Annotated in this window: 20 protein-coding genes, 5 tRNA genes and 1 other annotated feature (1 of these 26 running past the window's edge); of the genes, 22 read left to right on the forward strand and 3 right to left on the reverse strand. The window is 33.0% G+C overall.

The features are described from left to right. The first annotated feature begins 54 nt into the window (after positions 1-54). Positions 55-708, forward strand: coding sequence for an NfeD family protein (locus BKP45_RS05680; protein ID WP_071388729.1), 654 nt, complete (start codon positions 55-57; stop codon positions 706-708). 101 nt (positions 709-809) lie between these two features. Here the strand turns inward: BKP45_RS05680 and BKP45_RS05685 are convergent, their stop codons facing one another. Further along, positions 810-1,601 carry a DUF1189 domain-containing protein gene (locus BKP45_RS05685; protein ID WP_071388730.1) on the reverse strand — a complete coding sequence of 264 codons (792 nt, stop codon included), beginning with the start codon at positions 1,599-1,601 and terminating at the stop codon, positions 810-812. Positions 1,602-1,887: 286 nt separating this feature from the next. On the opposite strand from BKP45_RS05685, the gene BKP45_RS05690 reads away from it, so the two are divergent. The 7 genes from BKP45_RS05690 (at position 1,888) to BKP45_RS05720 (ending at position 4,731) form a co-directional block, all read left to right on the forward strand. Further along, a complete protein-coding gene (locus tag BKP45_RS05690) occupies positions 1,888-3,516 on the forward strand; it encodes a Na/Pi cotransporter family protein (protein WP_084787628.1) in 1,629 nt (542 codons plus the stop codon). Positions 3,517-3,802: 286 nt separating this feature from the next. Further along, positions 3,803-3,877, forward strand: a tRNA-Asn gene (locus tag BKP45_RS05695). A 5-nt stretch (positions 3,878-3,882) separates the two neighbouring features. Beyond that, positions 3,883-3,959, forward strand: a tRNA-Met gene (locus BKP45_RS05700). 16 nt (positions 3,960-3,975) lie between these two features. Next, positions 3,976-4,051, forward strand: a tRNA-His gene (locus tag BKP45_RS05705). A 19-nt stretch (positions 4,052-4,070) separates the two neighbouring features. Next, positions 4,071-4,147, forward strand: a tRNA-Ile gene (locus tag BKP45_RS05710). 9 nt (positions 4,148-4,156) lie between these two features. Beyond that, a tRNA-Ser gene (locus tag BKP45_RS05715) sits at positions 4,157-4,249 on the forward strand. A 170-nt stretch (positions 4,250-4,419) separates the two neighbouring features. Continuing rightward, on the forward strand, positions 4,420-4,731 hold the full coding sequence (locus tag BKP45_RS05720; RefSeq protein WP_071388732.1) for an iron-sulfur cluster biosynthesis family protein: 312 nt from the start codon (positions 4,420-4,422) through the stop codon (positions 4,729-4,731). Here the strand turns inward: BKP45_RS05720 and uppP are convergent. Further along, the gene (gene uppP / locus BKP45_RS05725) at positions 4,721-5,548 is read right to left on the reverse strand and encodes an undecaprenyl-diphosphatase UppP (protein WP_071388733.1); all 828 of its coding nucleotides are present in this window, start codon (positions 5,546-5,548) and stop codon (positions 4,721-4,723) included. The genes BKP45_RS05720 and uppP overlap by 11 nt on opposite strands. Before the next feature lie 286 nt (positions 5,549-5,834). Here uppP and BKP45_RS05730 point away from each other — a divergent pair, with 286 nt between their 5' ends. The 3 genes from BKP45_RS05730 to BKP45_RS05740 all read left to right on the forward strand — a co-directional run bounded on the left by BKP45_RS05730 (position 5,835) and on the right by BKP45_RS05740 (position 10,238). Further along, positions 5,835-6,446 carry a superoxide dismutase gene (locus BKP45_RS05730; RefSeq protein ID WP_071388734.1) on the forward strand — a complete coding sequence of 204 codons (612 nt, stop codon included), beginning with the start codon at positions 5,835-5,837 and terminating at the stop codon, positions 6,444-6,446. Positions 6,447-6,675: 229 nt separating this feature from the next. After that, positions 6,676-7,971, forward strand: coding sequence for an MFS transporter (locus tag BKP45_RS05735; RefSeq protein WP_071388735.1), 1,296 nt, complete (start codon positions 6,676-6,678; stop codon positions 7,969-7,971). 167 nt (positions 7,972-8,138) lie between these two features. Then, positions 8,139-10,238, forward strand: coding sequence for a peptidoglycan D,D-transpeptidase FtsI family protein (locus BKP45_RS05740; RefSeq protein ID WP_071388736.1), 2,100 nt, complete (start codon positions 8,139-8,141; stop codon positions 10,236-10,238). A 275-nt stretch (positions 10,239-10,513) separates the two neighbouring features. Here the strand turns inward: BKP45_RS05740 and BKP45_RS05745 are convergent, their stop codons facing one another. Then, complete coding sequence (locus BKP45_RS05745; protein WP_071388737.1) at positions 10,514-10,855, reverse strand: hypothetical protein; 342 nt, start codon at positions 10,853-10,855, stop codon at positions 10,514-10,516. A 501-nt stretch (positions 10,856-11,356) separates the two neighbouring features. Here BKP45_RS05745 and BKP45_RS05750 point away from each other — a divergent pair. From BKP45_RS05750 to BKP45_RS05800, 11 genes are all read left to right on the forward strand, one after another. Then, positions 11,357-12,016: a DUF4912 domain-containing protein gene (locus tag BKP45_RS05750; RefSeq protein WP_071388738.1), complete on the forward strand. Its 660-nt coding sequence runs from the start codon at positions 11,357-11,359 to the stop codon at positions 12,014-12,016. A 12-nt stretch (positions 12,017-12,028) separates the two neighbouring features. Next, positions 12,029-14,803: a 1,4-alpha-glucan branching protein domain-containing protein gene (locus tag BKP45_RS05755; protein WP_071388739.1), complete on the forward strand. Its 2,775-nt coding sequence runs from the start codon at positions 12,029-12,031 to the stop codon at positions 14,801-14,803. A gap of 17 nt (positions 14,804-14,820) precedes the next feature. Further along, positions 14,821-17,232 carry a sugar phosphate nucleotidyltransferase gene (locus BKP45_RS05760; RefSeq protein ID WP_071388740.1) on the forward strand — a complete coding sequence of 804 codons (2,412 nt, stop codon included), beginning with the start codon at positions 14,821-14,823 and terminating at the stop codon, positions 17,230-17,232. Between the two features lie 20 nt (positions 17,233-17,252). After that, the gene (locus BKP45_RS05765; protein ID WP_071388741.1) at positions 17,253-17,861 is read left to right on the forward strand and encodes a hypothetical protein; all 609 of its coding nucleotides are present in this window, start codon (positions 17,253-17,255) and stop codon (positions 17,859-17,861) included. A gap of 226 nt (positions 17,862-18,087) precedes the next feature. Then, a complete protein-coding gene (gene rpmG / locus BKP45_RS05770; RefSeq protein WP_071308726.1) occupies positions 18,088-18,237 on the forward strand; it encodes a 50S ribosomal protein L33 in 150 nt (49 codons plus the stop codon). Positions 18,238-18,392: 155 nt separating this feature from the next. Continuing rightward, complete coding sequence (locus BKP45_RS05775; RefSeq protein WP_071388742.1) at positions 18,393-18,938, forward strand: 5-formyltetrahydrofolate cyclo-ligase; 546 nt, start codon at positions 18,393-18,395, stop codon at positions 18,936-18,938. A gap of 25 nt (positions 18,939-18,963) precedes the next feature. Beyond that, positions 18,964-19,980 (forward strand): ThiF family adenylyltransferase, encoded by a 1,017-nt coding sequence (locus BKP45_RS05780; RefSeq protein ID WP_071388743.1) that lies wholly within the window; start codon positions 18,964-18,966, stop codon positions 19,978-19,980. A gap of 118 nt (positions 19,981-20,098) precedes the next feature. Further along, positions 20,099-21,052, forward strand: a complete 954-nt coding sequence (locus BKP45_RS05785; RefSeq protein ID WP_071388744.1) for an L-lactate dehydrogenase — start codon at positions 20,099-20,101, stop codon at positions 21,050-21,052. A 121-nt stretch (positions 21,053-21,173) separates the two neighbouring features. After that, on the forward strand, positions 21,174-21,374 hold the full coding sequence (locus BKP45_RS05790) for a hypothetical protein (RefSeq protein ID WP_071388745.1): 201 nt from the start codon (positions 21,174-21,176) through the stop codon (positions 21,372-21,374). 207 nt (positions 21,375-21,581) lie between these two features. Then, entirely contained in the window at positions 21,582-22,319 is a 738-nt protein-coding gene (locus BKP45_RS05795) for an HAD family hydrolase (RefSeq protein ID WP_071388746.1), read from the forward strand. Between the two features lie 4 nt (positions 22,320-22,323). Then, on the forward strand, positions 22,324-23,919 hold the full coding sequence (locus BKP45_RS05800) for a rhomboid family protein (protein WP_071388747.1): 1,596 nt from the start codon (positions 22,324-22,326) through the stop codon (positions 23,917-23,919). Between the two features lie 101 nt (positions 23,920-24,020). Then, positions 24,021-24,169, reverse strand: a sequence feature (16S ribosomal RNA rRNA prediction is too short) (it continues 393 nt past the right edge of the window).

A 24,169-nucleotide genomic window follows, 5' to 3' on the forward strand; every position in this document is an offset into this window, starting at 1 on the left:
ATAATGGGTTTAAACGTAATATGAAGTAAGGACTGCTATGTTAGGAGTGAAGAGATGGAAATATTAAATTTATCGAGTATTGGTTTTTTCGTTGTCTTTTTAGGGACTTTATTTTTATTTGGTGAGCTTCTTGTAAAAGCCAAAGGGATATTTGCTATTATAGGAATTGGAATTATGGCCACATATTTTTCATTTCATATAACTCCCGGTTCGGGCATAGGTTTATGGGTTGCTTTACTTTATATTATTGGTATATCTCTAATTGTTTTTGATGGTAAGTTTGTATCTGATGGAACATTGGCAGTTTTAGGTATTTTATTAATGATTATAGGAATTGCATTGCCTACCCCTAGTATCATTTATGGTTTTCTTGCAGCCATGGCTTTACTGTTAGGTGCAGGAGCATCGATATTATTCATAAAAGTATTTCCTTCAAGAAATCTATGGTCCAAATTAACACTGAACGACCAATTAACGGACGAATTAGGTTATAATTCATTAAATCAATCTTATAAAGATTTAGTTGGGAAAAGAGGAGTTACGAAAACGCCATTTCGACCTATCGGAACTATTGAGGTTGAGGGATCATTTTATAGTGCTATTAGCGACAGCCAATGGTTAGCCCCCAACACTGCTATAATAGTCGTTTCTGTTGATGGTACAAGGATAGTAGTGAAAAAAATAGACGGTAAAAGTAAAAACGAGTAGAGGCTGTTAGAAGCTTTCTACTCGTTTTTTTACATAATTTATAAATTTCTAACTTGAAAACTGACTAGCTTCAGCACCTTTCTTACATAATGACTAAATCATTATAGTTGTTCAGGTTCATTGTCTTCATGAATTGTTGATATTTCCTTAAATATCAAATAGATCATAATTATTGCAACTACCCAATATAAAGTGAAAGAAAATGGTATGAAAATGTATAGTGCATCAGTAATGGCAAAAAATATAGTAGGTAAAGTAACTGCATACGCACTTAAAATCCAAACTTTTTTATAGGGTAATATTAAGTCAAGTTTTTTTCTAATTAGTAATGCAATGAAAGAAAGAAAAAATACTCCTATAAATTTCATTGCTGTTAAGAAAAAGTAGAGTATAAGAACAACTACAGCAATTATCAATGGCAATAAATTAATAACTGAACTTGTAATTTCTTCTACTTGTTCTTTTGTGAAATTAAGATTCCCAAATTCACGGTAACGAAACGATTCAGTTATGCCTTCTGTTATAAAAACAGCTTCTGTTTCTAATAATGCTAATACGTGAGTATAATTTTGTTCAATGTCTCTTATAGTAAGGCTACCAGTTGTATCAAAAATAAATTGTTCACCATCAATAGTAATAAATAATGGTTCTTCTAGTTCTGACGTTAGAACACTATTTTTAAGCTCGAAGTCAGGTATATCAGTTTTGAGTGCTACTTGAAAATTATTAACTGTATTTGATATCCCAGTCCCAAGTTGGATTGCTGAAACAGAAACAGAAATAAGCATTAATACAAATACATATAGTATTGTTTTTCCGATCCCTTGATTTCTAAATTTTGCTACAGTTTGTGGGGAATAGATACTTTTAAAAAATTGCTGGAAAATATTCATTCTCCTACTCCTTTATTGTAAATTTTTTTTAGCTAAAAACGTTGACTATCGTATATATTACAGAAATATTTTCTTTTCAACAAGTTGACTTTTACATAGTGTATTAAAATTTTCAATTTATAAAGGAGGAGTGTTTAAAAAACTTAGACTAATGTTTTAATATTACATTAAAAATCTTTACAAAATCTTTACAAAGTATTAATAATTTATAAACATTTAACAAGTATGCTTGTAGAGGATTGTCGAAATAAAGAAAAAGAGAAATTAATTGAAGGGGCGAGTTTTTTTGGATATTCAACAAATACTATTTTTATTTCTTGGAGGACTAGGAATATTTTTATTCGGAATTAAGTTCATGGGTGATGGTCTTCAAAAAGTAGCAGGAAATAGACTTAGAGATATTCTTGATAAATTTACTTCTAACCCGGTCATGGGTGTAATTGCAGGACTAGTAGTTACTGTTGCTTTGCAAACAAGTACGGGTACAACAGTTTTAACGATTGGACTTGTAAATGCAGGCTTTATGACATTAAAGCAAGCAATAGGGGTTATCATGGGTGCTAATATCGGTACTACCGTAACTGCCTTTATCATCGGTTTTAAAATACAAGCATATGCATTACCCATTATAGCCATTGGTACATTTTTTATTTTCTTCATTAAAAATAAAAAAGCGCAAAATTATGGACAAGTTATATTTGGGTTTGGTGCTTTATTTTATGGCTTAAGTTTAATGGGGGATGCGATGAAACCACTTCGCTCTCTACAAGCATTTACGGATCTAACAATAAGTATGAGTGAAAATCCGATTTTAGGAGTAGTTATTGGTACAGTATTTACGGTTATTGTACAAAGTTCGTCTGCTTCAATTGGTTTATTACAGACATTATATGATCAAGGGGCAATGGATTTATGGGCGGCTCTCCCTGTATTGTTCGGAGATAATATTGGTACGACAATAACAGCAGTATTAGCTTCGATAGGTGCATCTATTGCAGCTAGGCGAGCAGCCTTAACACATGTTATTTTTAATTTAATTGGAACGTTTATCATTTTATTGGTTTTAACACCTTACACACATTTTATTGTCTATATTAGTGGAATACTTGACTTAAATAAACCTATGCAAATTGCTTTTGCTCACGGTATTTTTAATACTGCCAATGTATTGATACAGTTACCATTTGTAGCAGTTTTGGCGACAATTGTAACTAAAATAATACCTGGTAAAGATACAGCAATTGAGTATAAAGCACAGCATTTGGACCCATTGTTTATCCAACAGTCTCCAGTAATTGCACTTGGACAAGCGAAAAAAGAAGTATTACGTATGTCTGAGTTTGCAGAACAAGGATTACTAGAAGCAAATCAATATTTAAAAACGAATCAAAAGAAACATGCTGAGTTAACAGTACAATTCGAAGATGCAATTAATAATCTAGATCGTAAAATAACTGATTACCTTATTTTAATATCTGCTAAATCTCTATCTGCAAAAGATTCAGAGCTTCATTCTGCATTAATGGATACAGTACGGGATATTGAACGTGTCGGTGACCATATGGAAAACATTGTTGAGTTAATTGATTATAAAATTGCAAACAAAGCATTTTTGTCGGATAAAGCAGTAAATGATTTAGATGAGATGTTTGCCTTAACAATCTCAACATTAAAAGAAGCAATTAAAGCATTAGAAGATAATGATATTGTTGCAGCACGCTCTGTACTTCTTAAAGAAGAAAAAATAGATAAAATGGAAAGACAATTACGTAAAAATCATATTTTACGTATTAATGAAAGCAAATGTACGGGCTCAGCAGGGATTGTTTTTGTTGATTTAGTTAGCAATTTAGAAAGAATTGGAGATCACGCAGTAAACATTGCGGAAGCAGTAATTGGTGAAGAGGAGTTCTAAAAATTTATTAATGGGCTGATGAAGTTCTTTTGTCAGCCCTTAAATTTTAGGTTACTTTAGTGATCAATTAAGTTAAGATATAATTGATTATAAATTAATCAATGTAAAAATATGATAAGTTGTATTTTTAGAAAAAAATTTAATGAAATATATTGTTTTTGAAAAAATAATATGATATATTTATCCATGTCGCAATTAGAAAAGGGGTTTAGAAAAACACCTTGAAAATTATTGTTGACAAATAATATAACATCATGATAAGATAATTCTTGTCTTTGATTTTTATTCCACAGTAGCTCAGTGGTAGAGCAATCGGCTGTTAACCGATCGGTCGTAGGTTCGAGTCCTACCTGTGGAGCCATATATGGCGGCGTGGCTCAGCTGGCTAGAGCGTACGGTTCATACCCGTGAGGTCGGGGGTTCGACTCCCTCCGCCGCTACCATTCATTTAATCACATGGCGGTTGTGGCGAAGTGGTTAACGCACCGGATTGTGGCTCCGGCATTCGTGGGTTCGATTCCCATCAATCGCCCCATTTAATATTGATATAAATTGGACCCTTAGCTCAGTTGGTTAGAGCTACCGGCTCATAACCGGTTGGTCGTAGGTTCGAGTCCTACAGGGTCCACCATATGAAATTGGAGGAATACCCAAGTCCGGCTGAAGGGATCGGTCTTGAAAACCGACAGGCGGGTTAAACCGCGCGGGGGTTCGAATCCCTCTTCCTCCGCCAGAATACATAATCAACGATTTATTTGTTCATCATAAGATTGAGCAGATAGGTCGTTTTTTTACTTTCCAATATTAAGGGACAGAAGCCTTTCACCGTAAATTTTAAAATTAGAAGTCGAAGGTAAGAACACTCTAAACTAAAAACATTTTTTATGAAAGGAAGGTAATGACTTGTACGTAACATTTTCATCAAGTGCTCAAAAATTTTTAGGTAAATACGTAAAGCAAGACGGTAAATTATTGTTACTTTATGATACAGATGGGTGTGGATGTGCGGTAAATGGGGTTCCGGTCTTACACGTTTTATCTGGAATTGGTGAAGAAAATTTACAAAAAATAGAGACGAACAGTATTCCACTTTTTATGTATTCAAAACATACGGTTTTCTTTGATGAATTATTGGAAATAGTTTACCAAGATCATAAATTAAAGCTAGTGAGCAAAAATCAGATTTTTACTCACCACCTACAAGTTAAACTATAGAAACATCTTGGATATAAAACCAAACGAAAAGGCCTAGAATAATACAGTAAAGAGCAAAAAACGATAGTTTTGTACGGTTAACCATAGCGATCAACCACTTTATACCTATTAGTGCAAATACGAAGCTACCTAGGAAAGCAATTGTTGTCTCTAATAGGTATGTTTCAAAATAAACTCGTGACATTTTCGGTACCTCAAAGACTGAAATACCTAAAATAAGCGGTATCGATAGTAGGAATGAATAACGAACTGCTGTCTCTTTATTTAATCCACACCATAATGCGGTCACTAATGTACTACCAGCCCTTGAGATGCCAGGTAAAATTGCAAGTGCTTGCCCAATTCCTACAATTAATCCGTCTTTCCATGTCATTTGCCTTATTGTACGTTTTCCAGGTCTAATACCATGCTCAATTAAAAATAAAAAAAGACCTGTAATAATTAATGAAACACCTATAGTCGCAGTATTAGTAATGTTTTTTCCTAATAAATCTTCAAATAACTTTCCAAGTACAGCGGTCACAAAAGTAGCTATTATAATAAGCCAACCGAAGCGATAATGCACTCGGTTTTCTTTTTTGTTTAAAAGTAAATAAGAAATAAACCCAATCATAACTTCTTTTATTTCCTTCCGAAAATAAATAGTAACTGCTAATAAAGAAGCAAAATGCAATAACACTTCGAACTCTAGTTGATTCCCCTCTATGTTAATTCCTAATAATTGTTGAACGATTACCAAATGTGCTGAGCTAGAAATAGGTAGAAACTCTGATAGTCCTTGTACAATTCCTAAAAGCAATGCTTCAAACCAGTTCATCTTATCCTCCTTATAATCTTAATTTAGCCTGTCTATATATGTATAAATGGGAGTTAGAAAAAAATGCTTAAAATATATATTAATGAAAAAACAGATAGGTGGGTATTGTATATAAAGGGTAAAAAAACATTTTTATCAATAGTAAATAAAAATGTTTAGAAAGTTTAAGCTGTTTTATTTGAAACGTTTAATTAATTCTGCTAATGTAGAAATTGGAAAAGGAATTACTAAAACTTTCAAGTTTTAGAAAACTTCATAAATGGATTATTAAGGAGGATTATTTAAAATGGCAAAATTTACACTACCTGAATTACCTTATTCTTTTGATGCACTAACTCCTCATATTGATGAAGAGACAATGAAAATTCATCATGGAAGACACCATAACACGTATGTAACAAACTTAAACAATGCTCTTGAAGGTCATGCTGAATTAGCTGATAAAAGTTTAGAAGAATTAATTAGTGATTTAGATGCTTTACCAGAGGCTATTCGTACTGCAGTACGAAATAACGGTGGTGGTCACGCTAACCACAGTCTATTTTGGGAGGTAATGTCACCAAATGGTGGTGGGGAACCTACAGGAGAACTTGCTAATGCAATAACGGATGCATTCGGAAGCTTTGATGCTTTTAAAGAAGAATTTGCTAAAGCTGCAACTACCCGTTTTGGTTCTGGATGGGCATGGTTAATTGTAGACAATGGAAAAGTAGCAGTTACAAGTACACCAAATCAAGATACGCCTATTATGGATGGGAAAACACCTATTTTAGGTCTTGATGTTTGGGAGCATGCTTATTATTTAAATTATCAGAACAAACGACCTGATTATATTTCAGCATTTTGGAATGTTGTAAATTGGGATGAAGTTTCTAAACGTTATAGTGCTGCAAAATAAAAATTACTGTGATAGGACTAGTTCAATTTGAACTAGTCCTATTTAATTCTATATTAGGAATACTTTTTTAGTCATAAGGGGCAGTAAGTCTAATGATTGAAGTTCAGCTTTATAAGCTAGAAGCGTTAAGATAATTTCTCGCTCTCAAAAACTTCCATTTACCATTTAATAAGTATAAGCGTCAAAATTTTAGACAAACTAGCTATGAAGTGGTAAAGGGGAGTCGGAAATGAAACAGATTTTAAAAAAATTTCTCGGTGAAGTTGAAGTTAATCGTGATTTAACCCTCCTTTTAATCATTGGTGGATTATATGCATTAAGTATTGCTTTATCGAATACATTCGTAAACGTTTACTTGTGGAAGCAATCTGGGGAGTTTACTCATATTGCTCTTTACAATTTAGCGTCTGTAGTTATGCAACCATTGACCTTTATATTAGCAGGTAGATGGGCGAAGAAAATTGACAGAGTAATTGTACTACGGTTAGGAGTATCCTTCCTATCCGTTTTCTTTTTCACTGTTTTGTTTTTAGGAGAAAAGGCTAGTAGCTATTTGCTTTTATTAGGTGCGCTATTAGGTATTGGTTTTGGATTTTATTGGTTAGCTTTTAATGTTTTAACATTTGAAATTACTGAGCCTGAAACACGTGATTTTTTTAATGGATTTTTAGGGTTAGTGACATCATTTGCAGGAATGATTGGTCCAATTTTAGCTGGTTTTCTTATTACAAAAATGGAAAAATTAATTGGCTATAAAATAATTTTTGGTATTTCTCTAACACTATTTGTTGGTGCAGTAATTTTGAGCTTTTTACTTAAAAGGCGTCCAGCAACTGGTAAATTTGATTTTATTAGAATTCTTAAGGAACGAAAAAATAGTGCGAATTGGAAGAATATTTTATATGCTCATTTTTTTCAAGGATTACGTGAAGGTACTTTTGTATTTGTCATAGTTGTATGGGTTTACATTGCAACAAATAGTGAGTTAGCTATTGGTACGTATGGGTTAGTTGCTTCAGCTGTATCTTTTGTAACTTATTATATAGTTGGACGCTTTATAAAACCGAACTTTCGAAAAAAAGCTATTTTAATTGGTGGAGTTGGTTTATTTTTAGCTATTTTCTTAATTGTTAGGGATTTAACATTTACACGTTTGATTATGTATGGTGTAGCAATTTCGATCTCTTATCCCATTTTGCTTGTTCCCTATATATCAATCACATATGATGTAATTGGTCGAGGTTGGAAAGCAGCAGAAATGAGAGTAGAATATATTGTTGTAAGAGAGTTATTTTTAAATAGTGGACGTATCTTTTCGATACTAATGTTCCTGTTAACTGTAACACTATTTGATGAACAAAAAGGAATACCGATATTGTTCTTAATTTTAGGAGCGGGTCACATGGTTATTTACTTATTCGTAAGAAAAGTAAACATTGAAAATAGCAATAAAGGGGGAGAAGAATACTCTTTACCAAGAAATAAGAAACAAGGTGAAGGGGAAAATGATGGTGCCCCTATATAAGAAATGATATCCTTTAATGAAATATTGAATGAGTAAATTAGATAAGAATGCATCCATTTAAATTACAATAAAAGGCACCTATTACTAGGTGTCTATTTGTGTGTTTTTTAGTATAATAAAATAGGTGTGGTTTTAAATAAGGATTGGTAAAGAAAGGAAGTTCATAAATGAGCAAAAAAAAGAAAAGAACTCATATGCCCGTCCGTTTAAATATACTTTTTTTCGTCGTGTTCTTACTATTTTCTGCTCTTATATTACGTTTAGGGGTTGTACAAATTGTTCAAGGAGAAGAGTATCAACGGAAATTAGAGCGGACGGTTAATGTAATAGCAAAAAATGAAGCTCCAAGAGGAGTGATGTTTGATAGGTTTGGTCATCGAGTTGTTGAAAATAAACTTGTTTTAATGGTCACATATACGAATGCCAATGTTTCAAATGAAGAGAAATTGCGCGTTGCTGAAAGGTTAAATGAATTAATCGATGTCGATACGAGTAAAGTTACTGAACGTGACATGAAAGACTATTGGATTATAACGAATCGCGAAGAGGCGAATAATTTAGTAACTCGTGATGAAATGCGTGAATTAGAAAATGATGCGATGGATATATACAGGCTACAACTTGATCGTATTACAGAGGAGCATCTAAATGAATTAACTGAAAAGGATATCGAGATTATTGCAATAAAAAGGGAGTTTGACAGGGGATTTGCCCATACTCCACAACGTGTGACAGAAGTCACATATGAAGAGGCTGCCAGAGTTCTTGAGCACTTATCAGAGATGCCAGGTATCGATATCATAAGAGATTCAGAACGAAACTATGTATATGGTAGTAGTTTTAGACAGTTTTTTGGTGGGGTTGGATCCATTCCAAGAGATTCAATTGATTTTTATTTATCAAGAGGATATTACCGTAGTGATCAAGTCGGGATAAGCCAACTGGAACAACAATATGAAGATGTATTAAGAGGTGATAAAGAAGTTTTAGAGCACGTCCTTGATGGTTCAGGAAGACTTATTGATCAACCGATTGAAACACCGGGGCAAAGAGGAAAAGATTTAATTCTAACCGTAGATATGGAGTTGCAACAACACGTAGAAAAAATAGTTTATGATGAAATCCAACGCTTGAAATCGATGAATGGTTTCTTAGGAGTACCAGCAGCGTATGCGGTCATAATCGAGCCCTATACCGGTGAAATCTTAGCGATGTCAGGTTTTAGAGAAAATAGCCAAACCAATAATTTGAGTTCTTTTGAAATAGGGAATATTTATAATGCTTTCGAAATGGGTTCAGCTGTAAAGGGAGCAACGGTTTTAGCCGGTTTTCAAGAAGGGGTAGCACAACCTGGAACGGTTTTTAATGATCGAACCATAAATATAGGTGGACAGCGTATGAGTTCAGTTTCAACTATGGGAAGAATAAATGATTTAACTGCCCTTGAACGTTCTTCAAATGTTTATATGGCTGAAATTGCGATGGCATTAGGTGGAACATATAATCACGCACAAGGTCGTTGGTCAGGTAACATTCCAATTGGTTACGAAATAATGCGTTATAACTTTAATCAGTTCGGTTTAGGTGTAAAAACGGGTATTGACCTTCCGTCAGAGGCTACGGGTTTTAATGGTGGTATTCCAAATACCATTGGGAACCTTCTGTATTTTTCAATTGGCCAGTTTGATACGTATACTCCTCTACAGATGGCTCAGTATACGGCAACAATTGCTAATGGTGGATATCGAATATCACCTCGTCTTGTTAGAGAAATTCGAGAACCGAGTACAATAGAAGGTGAACTAGGCAATGTTGTCAAACAATTTGCGCCAAATGTATTAAATCGAATAGATATGAAGGATGATTATATAAAAAGGGTTCAAGAAGGTTTTAGACTTGTTGTTCACGGTTCGCGTGGGACTGCAAGAGTTCTTAGTAACAATTCTTACAAGGTTGCTGGGAAAACAGGGACTTCCCAATTATTTTTTGTCCGTGATGCCAATGACAATGTTATTCGTGATCGGAGTGGAAATGCAATTAGAGGTAATAATCAAATATTTGTCGGGTATGCACCTTATGATAATCCAGAGGTTGCTTTTGCAGTAATTGTTCCAGATTTGAGAATTGATAACTCTGGAAGGATGGGAAGGCCTGCTAATAATATATCAGGCAGTATTTTAGATGTCTATTTTTCATTAAAGTCTGAAAGGAATGGACCAAGGACTTCTAATAACAATCATTCAAATGATATTGATAATGGTGAATAAAGAGAACTCGTTCTAGCTTCGCTAGAACATCGAAAATTCAGATGGAGTCTCAACTCCACCTGAATGGAAGTTCCCACCTACGCTATGCTTAGAGGTGGGGGTCTATGCCCTTAAGAACAAATCAGTTCGATTAAACAGCCAGAGAAGACCGTCATGTTTTCTTTGGCTGTTTTTTTTTTTTTTTTTGACAAGGAAAATGGTTCTATAATATTTGGTTGGGGGGTTGAAAAAAATTAGATTTAGATGAAGATGTTCAAATAATTCATATCAAAAGGTTATCCTTCATTAAGAATATCATTTATTTTCTCAGGCGTAAAACTAGTAATTTGCTCAATTTCTTCATCAGTATAACCATCTTCGTAAAGGGATAAAATTGTATCTCTATCGTAGTAAATGGTTGAAGTCCTTTCATTAGTAAAATAATTATCATCTTGTCCAATTAAGATTTCCTCTTCTAATACTTTTATTTTCTTTTTTAATTGATATATTTCTTGCATTAAGGTAATTGAGAAATTTTCAATTTGCTTTTCAACTTCCTTACTTTTATCTTTTTTAAAAAAAGAAATTAAGAATAAGATGACTGATATAGTAAACATTGAAATAATTGTATATTCCATAGTAAAAAACCTCCTTATATTAATAGTATAACTATACATTTATAACATAATAGACAAAAATAACAAGTCTTTATATTTCTAGACCATTGTTTGTTTTGATAATTAAAGCTTGTCCGAACGTAAAACTGAAAAGAAGTAAAAAAATAAGAATTATTTACGACTTTTTGCTTTGTAAAAATAAAAAGAATGTCGCTTATGGAAGAAACATATAAACATAAATAAAAGAAACACCAACCCGATTTGTCGTTTTATCAAAAAAAATGTTATTTCTACCATTTTCACTTGTTTTATTTAGCTAATTTTAAAAAATAATACATGTCTAGTAGTGATGTAATAAAGGACAGACATTTTTCAACAAAATAGACTTCTTGTTGCAAGTCTATATCGACTGTAATATTGTATTATAGATTATTTATTCTATGTGATAGTTTCGTCATTAGATGAATATAAATATAGCTTGTTTTATCGTTAGTAACTGCTTAGTAAATAGAGGTGAAGAATTTGATTATTGAAATTGCAAAAGTAATAGATGACGAATTATCAATAAAAGATAATAAAGTTAATTTATCTATTGGAGATATTAATAATGGGTGGAATAAGTATCAAAAAGAACATATTGGTTGTAAGTTATTTTTTTCAAATGATTATGGTGAAAAAAAAGACTTATTTAAATATGGTCAAAATTCAGAGTTGGAAGATCCTCGTGATGTTGATCAGTGTGTGCTAATGGTTCAGTCACCATGTGCTTTGTTTTGTTATTGGGATATTTCAAAAAGAAAGAAAAAAATGATTGAACATCACTTAAACGGTGAATGGAGTAGTTTTAAAAAGAAATTAAGGATTTATGATATAACTGCTATTTTCTTTAATGGTCATAATGCACATCGCTATCAAGATTTTTCCTATAATGAAGCATCCAATCAATGTTTTTTTGATAACTTACTATCAAATAGAACCTACTGTGTAGATGTAGGAGTAGTTACTAAAGAAGGTAGTTTTTTTTCGTTACTTAGGTCGAACCCTGTTGATACACCTAGATCTTCACAATTTGAAACTGGTTTGTTTACAAAAGCAGTCTCTAATTGGAAAGAAGGAAAAAGAGATAATCCTGAGTGGTTAGAAGGCTTTAGTAGTTATTCATATTATGAAAAAGTAAAGTAAGGAGTTAGTAAAATGGTAAATGGTTATTTTTCTATAGTCCTTCATGCCCACCTCCCCTATGTAAGACACCGGGAGGCTCACCGGATAGAGGAACGATGGTTATTTGAGGCAATTACTGAAACGTACATTCCTTTACTATGGATTTTAGCAGATCAAAAAAGATTGAACGCTTTAACAATCTCTTTTTCTACTCCTTTAATGGAAATGCTTTCTGATCCACTTATGCAAAGAAGATTTTTACTTAACATAGAACGAACCGATCAACTACTTCAAAAAGAAGAAAGTAGAGTAGAGATTAAAGAAGAGGAATTGCAACTTATTAACTTTTATAAAAAAAGAATCTTTAAAATAAAACAAACATTTTTAGAATGGGATCAAAACCTATTAAAAGGCTTTAAGCATTATGCTTCAGAAGGAAAGATAGTGTGTATCTGTAGTTCAGCAACACATGCTTTTTTACCTTATTTACAAACAAAAGAAGGAATTAGAGCTCAAATTTTGCATGGAATACAAACATTTGTTAGACACTTTGACCATAAGCCAAGAGGCTTTTGGTTACCAGAATGCGCTTTTACTCCAGGTATTGATCGAATTTTATTTGAAGAAGGTATTCGATATACTTTTGTCGATGAACATGCATTAAAATATGCAGATCCTGCACCATCAAAAGAGACGGGTGCTCCCATCTTTTCTCCACATGGTGTGATGTTGTTTCCTAGAAACTCAATGCTATCGAATCAGGTGTGGAGTTCATTTGATGGTTACCCAGGTGATAGTGATTACCGAGAGTTTTATCGAGATATTGCCTATGATCGTGATTGGGATTATATAAAACCTTTTATGCATGCTGAAGGTTTTCGTTATGATACTGGAGTGAAACTTTATCGTATTACAGGTTCAACTGATACTAAAGAATTTTATAACCGTATAAATGCAATGAAAAAAGCCAAAGAGCATAGTATACATTTTACGAAATTAATCAAAAAGCATTTACATAATCATGAAGGGCAGTCTTTTCCGCCTCATATTATTGTAACTCCTTTTGATGCTGAATTATTGGGACATTGGTGGTTTGAAGGCCCTGATTGGCTAAATTATGTCTTAAATGAAGACTGCTTAAATGAAAATTTAATTACACCTGAAGAATATTTGGATAGACATTACCAAGATATTGAAACAGCTCATGTATCTTTTAATACTTGGGGAAGAAAAGGTTATGGAGAAGTTTGGTTAAACCAAAAGAATAGTTGGGTATATAGATACTTACATCAAATTGAAAGAGATTTAGTTCATTATGTAACCGAAAACAAGGGTAAGTCCATTGAGGTTGACCGTTGTTTAAAGCAAATGGTACGAGAGTGGATGTTAGCAACTAGTAGTGATTGGTCTTTTATCATTGATAGTGATAGCGCTACCGATTATGCTAACAATCGAATAAAAGAGCATATAACTAGGTACGAAAATTTAAGAACGTTATTAATAAATGAAAAAGTAAGTCACGAATTGTTAACAAAATTTGAGGCAGAATTCCCATTTATTAAAGAAATTAATTTAAATGTCTTTATTTCAAAACATGATGAATATGTAATCAATAAGAAGCAAAATAAAAAGAATAAAAAAATCACTGTATTAATGCTAGTATGGGAATTTCCACCGATGCTAGTAGGAGGATTATCACGACACGTATATGACATTTCGAAGGTTCTTGTAAATCAAGGGTGCGAAATTCACGTGGTTACTGCAGCAGTCGAAGGCCACCCAGATTACGAAATTATGGATGAAATTCATGTTCACCGTGTTCAATGTTTACAACCTAAAGCTGAGGATTTTTATCATTGGGTAGGCAGTTTAAATATTGCATTCTATGAGCATGTATTAGAATTGTCAAAAGGAATCCGTTTTGATATTATCCATGCCCATGATTGGCTAGTATGTGTTGCAGCAAAAGGTTTAAAACACCAATTAAATCTTCCTCTGATAGCTACTATACATGCAACCGAATATGGTCGAAATAGTGGCATTTATACTCAACTTCAGAAAGATATTAGCCATAAAGAATGGGAGTTAACCTATGAGGCACAGAAAGTAATTGTTTGTAGTAAATATATGGAAGAAGAAGTCGTAAAAGTATTTAATTTACCGAAAAATAAAATTGAAATAATTCCAAATGGCGTTGATATTAAGATGATTTCAGGTGAGGGGAGTAAATGGAAGCAAAAGTATGGTTCAGAGAATGATATCTTTATTTTTTCAGTAGGAAGAATAGTTAAGGAAAAAGGTTTTCAAACAATTATAGATGCCGCTCCAACTATTATAGCCAAACATCCCAATGTAAAATTTATTATTGCGGGGAAAGGACCGTTATTGGAAGAATATAAAACTAAGGTTATTAATAAAGGGCTACAGAAAGTTATATATTTTATAGGATTTATAGATGATCATTTAAGAAATGACATTCTTAACGGTTGTGATATATGTATCTTTCCTAGTTATTATGAACCGTTTGGAATAGTAGCGTTAGAAGGGATGGGTGCTGGGAAACCAACAATTGTTTCAGATACAGGGGGACTAAGTGAAATTGTAACACACAGAGAAAATGGTTTGAAAATTTTTCCCAATAATGTTCAAAGCCTCACAACTCAAGTGTTAAGTTGTATAGAAGACGAAAAACTTGCTCAGAAAATTGCCGAAAATGGTAAGAAACTTGTTGTGAGAAAGTATAACTGGAATAGTTTAGCTAAAAGAACTGTAGCTATTTACGAAACTAGTTTGAAACAAATTGAGTGAATTGGAGGAATCAATACATGAAAGGTGTGATCATGGCTGGTGGGAAAGGAACACGACTTCGCCCACTAACTTGCAATATTCCAAAACCAATGGTTCCGCTCGTCCATAAACCTGTGATGGAATATTCTATTGAGTTGTTAAAAAAATATGGAATTACTGAAATTGGAGTGACTCTTCAATACTTACCTGATGTTATTAAAGATTATTTTGGTGATGGTCGTCGTCATGGAGTGAATTTACATTATTTCTATGAAACAACTCCTTTGGGAACAGCTGGAAGCATTAAGAATGCTGAGGAGTTTCTGGATGAACGTTTTATTGTAATTAGTGGTGATGGTCTTACCGATTTTAACCTTGCCAAAGGTATTAAGTTTCATGAAGAAAAAAGTGCGTTGACAACAATTTTTATGAAACCAGTAGATTTCCCTCAAGAATTTGGTGTGGTTATGACAAATGAAAATGATGAAATTATTCGATTTCTTGAAAAGCCAAGCTGGAATGAAGTTTTTTCCGACACAGTTAATACTGGGATTTATGTATTAGAGCCTGAAATATTACAATACCTAGAAGAGGGTATTCCTACCGATTTTAGTCATGATCTCTTTCCGTTTTTAATGAAAGAAAAAAAGGCGATTTACGGATATAAAGCAGAAGGTTATTGGTCTGATGTAGGAAATTTAGGCACATATAGACAAACGCAATTTGATATGTTAAATAAAAAGGTCAATGTACGCCTACCTGGAAAAGAAATAAAAAAGGGTATTTGGGTTGGTAAAGATGTAATTGTTGAAGAGGGCGTGCATCTAAACGGTCCGCTTTCAATAGGTGATGGAACTGTTATTCGAACCGGTGCTAAAGTGGAATGTAATACAATTATAGGAAGTGATTCCATATTATCAACAAACTGCTCTTTAAAGCAATCGATACTATGGAATGATATATATGTTGGTGATAGTAGTGAATTAAGAGGGACAACAATTTGTAAAGGAACTAAACTAGAGTATTCAGTTTCGCTTTTCGAAGCTTCTGTTGTTGGGGAACATTGTATTTTAGCTTCTAATTCAGTAATAAAGCCAGAAGTTAAGGTTTGGCCTAACAAAGGAATAGAAGAAGAAGCTATTGTTCATACATCATTAATTTGGGGTAAAAAAGTAACAAAGTCTTTGTTTAATGGTCGCGGGATTTCAGGTTTGGCAAATGTGGAAATAACCCCAGATTTCATTGCAAGATTAGCTGCCGCATATGGTGCAATATTACCTCATGGTGGGAAAATAATCTTAGGATCAGATAGCTATTCTATCACCAACCTCATTAAATCATCTTTCCAAACAGGAGTCTTATCTGCTGGAATCCATACCGTTGACATTGGGAATACGATTGGACCTGTTGTTCGTTACCTTGTTGAAAATGGAGAGGTAATTGGTGGTGTATACTTTCGCTTTGTAAACCGTAATAATGAGAAGCAGATTTCGCTAGAATTTTATGATCAAAATGGTTATCCTATAAGTGCAATCGTAGAAAGGAAGATTGAGAATGCTTTTTGGCAAGAAGATTACAGAAGAGCATCTTTCGATCGAATCGGTATCTCTACAGTAATGAAAAACTCAGAGGTAAACTATATTCAAAGGTTGATAAGCTTTGTAAGGGTAAATCAAATAAGGAAAGCAAAAGTCAAAGTGGTAATTGATTATGACCAATGCAAACACTTTTATTTTATTGATAGATTACTTAAAGAGTTAAATTGTGAAATCTACAAAGCTCCGAAAAATAAAACTGTAGTTGAAGTTGCAAAATATGTAAAAAGGATTAAGGCTGATATTGGGATTTTAATTGGAGAAACGGGCGAATATTTAAAAATAGTTTCTGATGATGGCACGATTTTAGAAGAAGAAACAATATTAGCTCTATATGTCATGCTTCATTTTTATCGAAATAAAGGTGGAATAATGGCTATTCCAATTCACGGCAATAGTGAAATTGAGAGTTTAGCTAACCGCTTAGGTGGCGAAATTATTCGAACAAAAGCTAACCCTAGATCAATAATGAAACAAGATGGTACAGTATTTAATTTCTTATTTGATGCTCAATATGCTTTTATTCATGTACTAGAAATTATTGTATTAAAAAGGAAAGCAATATCTGAAATAACAAAGCATTTACCATGTGTTTCTTTATCACGTGAATCTGTTCCTTGTCCTAAAACAGCTAAAGGATTAGTTATGAGAATGCTAATACAAGAAAATAGTTCTAAAAACATTGAATTGCTAGATGGAATAAAAGTATATCATCCTGAAGGTGGATGGACATTAATATTACCAGATAATGAAAAGCCAATTTTCACGATTTACTCACAAGCAAAAGATATCAAAGACGCTAAACTACTTTCGTCAAATTATGTCAAAAAAATTCGGAATTTCCAAAAGTTTTAGCAGGTGGTGTTAGAAAGACAATGGAGCAGAGGTCTCAATACTATAATGAAGAAATAGAAATCGTAAAATACGGTGTTTGGATTGATGGACATTTTACTTGGTTAGATAGCTGGAGTTGTCAGTATACAGAAGATAAAATTATTTATGAAAACAATAACATGAATCTAAGAATTAGTCTTCAAGTAATTTATAGAGAAAAAACCATTTTGCAAGAAATGACGTTTCGTAATCTAAATAGTCATCCCCGACAGATAAAAGTCTTTTGTAATCCTTTATTTTCAAAAAAAAATGATAAGAAAATAACCTTTTTTGCACCTATTCTTCAAGCCATGGTTCATAATGTTGATGGGTATTACTTTCTATTAAATGGGCGACTAAAAAGAAGAGGGATTGTTCAATATTGTACGAATTTTGATGAGACTGATTGTTTACAAAATGGAAAAATATTAATGCAACCATTTTCATTAAGAAGCTCAAAAAGTATCTATAGTTTAGAAGGCGAAATGGATGCGAAAGAGGAAATTAAAGTATATTTTTGGCAATGTAGTGGGAGCTCCAAGTATGAAGTTATGAAAAAAAATCTATTTATTCAATTAAACTTACCGTATGAAAGGGCACTTGAGACGTGAAAAAATCCTTATTCATGTAAAAATGGTAATTGTTTCATTTTTAGTAAGTGAAGTCGAAGTCTACCCTTACCAGTCTTAAATATTATACTTATGTTTTCCTTCTTTATACGCGATCGAATAGTTGTAAACCTCCACTTTACCGTTAAAGAAATACTTGATTGTTTAGGCGAATTTTGCTATTATTTAAAAGTATGATTGAAGTAAAGCATGTTTGGAGGGAAAAAGAATGCGTGTAAATATTACATTAGCTTGTACAGAAACTGGTGATCGTAATTACATCACTACTAAAAATAAACGTAATAACCCAGATCGTCTTGAGTTAAAAAAATACAGCCCAAGACTAAAGAAATATACTTTGCATCGCGAAACTAAGTAAGCAGATCTTTCTGCTTACTTTTTTTTTGAAGCAAAAAGTTTAAATAGATGAATGGAATAAAGTATAATAAAAGAAAGGTTTAAAGTTAAAAAAGTTTCTATCTAAATTTTATGTTATAAATAGTTCGTAAATAGCTACTTTTAGGTGATGTAATTATGAAAAAAACTTACTTGCGGAACAAAGTGAAAAAATGTTTACAAGAAATGTCAAATGCAGACTATGTTGAATTGTCTAGTACCATAAAAAAAAGGTTTATCACTAGCGAAGAGTGGAAATCTTCAAAGACAATTGGTATAACAATTTCTACCCAAAGAGAAGTTGATACAAAATCAATTATAGAAGAAGGTTGGAGACAAAATAAGAGAATCGTTGTTCCAAAGTGTTTTCCAAAAGAAAAAGAGCTGAAATTTTATGAAATAAACTCTTTTACAGATCTTGAGGAAAGTTTTTATGCTTTAAAAGAACCCATTACGACTAAAACTACATTTGTTGCTAAAGAAAATATTGATTTACTGGTCGTTCCAGGTGTTGTTTTCGATACTAGGGGTTATCGAATTGGATACGGTGGTGGTTATTATGATCGCTACTTAATAAATTATAAAAACAAAAAAATTTCATTAGCATTTCATTTTCAAATTATAAACGAAGTTCCTAATGAACACCATGACATAGCAGTTGATAAGATAATATGTAATACATAAAAATAAAGGGTATGGGGGAGACTTCATGGATAACAATTTACGATATTCTAGGCAAATCTTATTTCAACCGATAGGTGAAGAAGGTCAAAAGATATTGGCATCAAAAAAAGTTCTGATTGTAGGAATGGGTGCACTTGGGACAGTGTTAGCCAATCATTTAGTCCGTGCTGGTGTTGGTCATGTTCGTTTTGCTGATCGAGATTATGTTGAAAAAAGTAATTTACAAAGACAAATGTTATTTGATGAGGATGATGTTTTAGAAGCATTACCTAAAGCTGTTGCTGCTGAAAAAAGATTAAAAAAAATTAATTCAGATGTCATAGTTGAAGGAATTGTAACTGATGTAACATTAAAAAATATTGACGATTTGATGGATAGTGTCGATTTAGTATTGGATGGTACCGACAATTTCCAAACACGTTTTTTAATAAATGATGCATGTTATAAAGTTGGAGTGCCTTTTGTGTACGGTGGTGCCGTTAGTTCTAGGGGAATGTCGGCAATTTTTATCCCTGGTGTGACTCCTTGTTTACGTTGTTTTATTGGAAGTGGTAATTCAACCGGACAAACTTGTGATACTATTGGGGTAATTTCTCCTGTCGTTGATATTGTCGCGTCGTTTCAAATAATTGAAGCTTTAAAATACTTAACAGGAAACCATGATGTACAAAGAAAAAGTTTAATAACTTTTGATGTGTGGAAGCATCATATATATGAGATGAATTTCTCTAAGAAAAAAGATACGTGTCCTACATGTAGTCTTAAGGAGTATCCTTCTTTGCAGGACGCAAATGAACAAGCAGTTACTTCATTATGTGGGAGAGAAACAGTACAAATAAACATGGGGCACAGATTAGACTTAGATGAATGGGCAGCGAAATTATCCAAAGTTGCAGAAATTACTAAAACGCCTTTTTTACTTCGTGTTCATTTGAAAGAAGGAGAGAAATTAGTGTTATTCCCTGATGGAAGAACATTAGTGCAAGGAACTGAAGACATAATTCGAGCAAAAAATCTATATGCAAGGTATATTGGAGTATAAGGAAGAAATGGACAAATTATAACCTGTCTATGAAGCGAAATTTCTTCCGAATTATAAGAGTAAGGTATTGAATTTGAAAAGTATTTGAAAAAAATTGTTTGAAAGGTGGTATTTTTATATGGATTGTAATAAAACAACAAGAGTGGTTGTTATCGGAACAGGGTTTGTAGGGTCAAGTTATTCTTTTGCTTTATTAAATCAAGGAATAACAGATGAAATGGTTCTACTTGATTTAAATAAAGAAAAAGCAATAGGTGATGCCATGGACTTAAATCATGGTATGCCATTTGGCTCTCCAATGAAAATATGGGCTGGTGAATACTCGGATTGTAAAGAGGCTGACATTGTTGTTATTACAGCAGGTGCAAATCAAGGACCAGGCGAAACCAGATTAGATTTAATTGAGAAGAATGCGAGAATATTTAAAGGTATAGTTGGCGAAGTAATGAATAGTGGGTTTGATGGGATTTTTCTAGTCGCAACTAACCCAGTTGATATATTATCTTATGCAACTTGGAAATATTCAGGTTTACCGATGGAGAGAGTTATTGGATCGGGTACAATTTTAGATACAGCTCGTTTGCGTTTCTTACTTAGTCAATATTTTGATGTTGATTCAAGAAATGTCCATGCATACATTATGGGTGAACATGGAGATACGGAATTACCTGTTTGGAGCCATGCGAACATTGGTGGAAAGCCGCTAATGAGTTATTTTGAAGAACATAAAGAAGAAGGGCGATCACTTAAGGATCTTGATGAGATATTTATCAATGTTCGTGATGCAGCTTATCATATTATTGAACGTAAAGGTGCAACACATTACGCAATTGCCATGGGATTAGTTCGCTTAACAAGAGCGATTTTACGAAATGAAAATTCTATTTTAACTGTCTCAACATTACTACGAGGTGAATTTGGTTTAGAGGATATCTATATTGGTGTTCCTGCAGTCGTCAATAGTAGTGGAATTAGAGAAGTGTTAGAACTTAGTTTAAGTGATGATGAAAAAGAAAAGCTACATCATTCTGCAAATGTATTACGAAATGCCATGGGACCAATCAAAAATTAACAATTCATAATTTGGAATAGGTTTATAACTTTTTTAGTTGTGAGCCTATTTTTTCCATTTTAAGATATAAGAATAAAACACTTCTTTTATTCAAAAAATGATAAAAAGGAGTGATTAGACAATGTTTAAAAATAATAACAATAATAATTTTTTCATGACCATGTTAATTTCTTTTCTCTCGGCTTTCTTTATCTATCAGTATCGCTACCGAATAATAAATACAATTATTGGAACTAGCTGGATTAGACGTTTGGCAGTTTCAGGTGCGCTACAAATACCTTTCATTCGTGATCGTTTTTTATCTCGTTTTATGCCATTTTAGAAATTTGAATTATTTTGACAGCAGCCAATATAAAGAATTATAGAAATTCCAAGGAGAAGGTGGATAGGAAAGATCGTCTGCTTCTCCTTTTTGATTGTTTAACTTGAAATTACTTCGGAGTGGATTGCAACGAGTAAGGAGTGGTAAATGAGAAATTGAGCGTGATTAGAGGGGTTTGTATTACTAATAAATGGAGGAGTGAGTCTTATGCGTTGGAATACGATTTGTTTTGACTTAGATAACACTCTTTATAGTCATGAAGATGCATTTAAAAGAGCCATTTCTTTTTGTTTTCATTCCATTTTTGAAGAAAGAAATATCAACTATTCAAATAGTATTAACGAAATCTTTACAACATTTAAGGAGAATTGTGATAAGTATTGGAATGATTACGAAAATGGAACATTAACCCCTAAGGAATATCGTAGAAAAAGATTTTTGCAAACGATTGATCAATTTAATTTATCTTTGAATGAGAGTGATGCGGATAAATTTCATGAACACTATGAACAAGTTGTCGACGACTTTAGTGAACCATACCCTTTTCTATACCAACTAATGGAAGTGTTAAAAGGAGCAGGTATTAAGATCGGTATTATAACAAATGGGAAATTCGATACTCAATATAGTAAAATAAATAAATTAAATCTTGGGCAATGGATACCGGATGATTGTATTTTCATCTCAGCAGAAGTAAAATTATCAAAACCAGATCCAAAAATTTTCAACTTAGCAAAAGTAAACTTAAAGTCAAAAGCGGGGTGTCTTTTCATAGGAGATTCTTGGGACCATGATGTTGTAGGAGCATTAGAGGCTGGATGGGATGCTATCTTTTTAAATACTAGAAATGAAACTCCTACAAGTTCTCACATTCCTTTTGCAACTGTAAAGTGCTTGAAGAATGTTTTGGAAATTATTGTTACAGAAAACCGATTGAAAGGATGAAAATATGGAAAGTTTAAGTCAAGATATTTATTTTTGGCAACTTATTCATTATCTTGTTTGTCATGAAGGGATGAGTTTAATTCAAGTTGCTGATAATGAACGTGAGTATTGGCTTGAAAAAGAGGATTCTAAAGAAACTACGGTTATTCGTATAGTTCGAAAAGATTTTAATTGGAGTAACATGATAGGAAGAGATATTGAAAATTTAGTTATACGGGGAGATGGAATTCGAAAAGAGCTGAAAAGTAAACGACTCAAAATATATAATGTTTATGTTTCAAACTATTTACCAATAGATAGTTCATATGAAAATAACAATTTACTGGAAAAAGTATTCATAACAAGAAATAAGAGTATTAAGATATCAAGTTATATCATCGATGGTGAAAAAGGAGATCAATTTGGAGTAATAAATGTTAGTGAGGCACTGAATGTTAAATTACCTAGAGTAAATGTAAATCAACACTTTCTTAATGTAGAGGAAATTCAGTATTATCGTCAAGAAGTTTTATCTATTTCAGATCAGCGATTGAAAAAACAAAATGCGCTATTTACATACGGAAAACCTATTTTTACATATATACTTCTTGTGATGTTAATAGGGGTATTTGCTGTTATTGAGTATTATGGAAGTAGTGAAAGTCTATTAACTTTAATTGAATTTGGCGCAAAGTATGACCCTTTAATCATGGAAGGAGAATGGTGGCGCTTTTTCACTGCAATTTTCTTACATATTGGTTTTGCGCACTTACTAATGAATTCTCTCGCTTTGTTTTATTTAGGAAGTGCGGTTGAAAGGATTTACGGGACAACTCGATTTATTATGATCTATTGTTTCGCTGGTGTTATAGGATCAATTAGTAGTTTTGCTTTTAATCATCAGATATCAGCCGGTGCTTCAGGAGCAATATTTGGATGCTTCGGGGCATTACTTTATTTTGGAGTTATTTATCGTAAACTGTTTTTTAGAAAAATAGGTGTCAATATCATAGTTGTATTGTTGTTTAATTTAGTACTTGGTTTTATGCTTCCGGTGATTGATAATGGGGCACATATTGGTGGTTTAATTGGTGGCTTTTTTGCATCTTCGATTTTTCATTTACCAAAACATAAAATTAGGGTAAAGCAATTTTTGGCTTTAATATTCACTACTATTTCTGTAAGTTTACTGCTATCCTATGGATTTTCAACAAACCACGAAACTGAAACAACTCATTTAATTAATGTTCAGATTGCTCAAGAACTATTGCAACGTGGCGAAATCGAACGAGCCTATTCTTTGTTAAAAAACGCAGTCGATAGTGGTATTGACATTGTCGAGGTGAATTTCTTGTTGGCTTATAGTGAAGCGAAAATGGGATTGTTAAAGGACGCCGAGAAAAATTTGTTAATTACAATAGAGCAACGTCCTTTTTTGCATGAAGCCCATTTTAATTTAGCACTTATTTATTATGAGTTCAAACAATATATAGATGCTTTTGAAGCAGTACAAAGTGCACTCGAATTAGAACCAAACAATCAAGACTATCAAAAATTAAGAGATGCGTGTGCGGCCGAGCCTAGGTCGTATCATATAACGGGTGGGATTCCCGTCGAGTAAGAACTAGCCATTCGCTCGTAGCGAGTCTTGGAGGGCTGAAGGTAACTTTAGTCTTTAAGCGTAGACAGTGAGGTGGCGGGCCGAAAGCCAAGCGGTTGAAGGGATTGAGCTCCATAATGTTAGTTATTCGAGAGGGTTGATGCCTTACGCATAGCAGAAAACTACATTCTATCCTTCGTAAAAGGCGCTTGTTCTTCCCTAACAACAGAGCTTTACGACCCGAAGGCCTTCATCGCTCACGCGGCGTTGC

The sequence above is a fragment of the Anaerobacillus alkalidiazotrophicus genome (assembly GCF_001866055.1).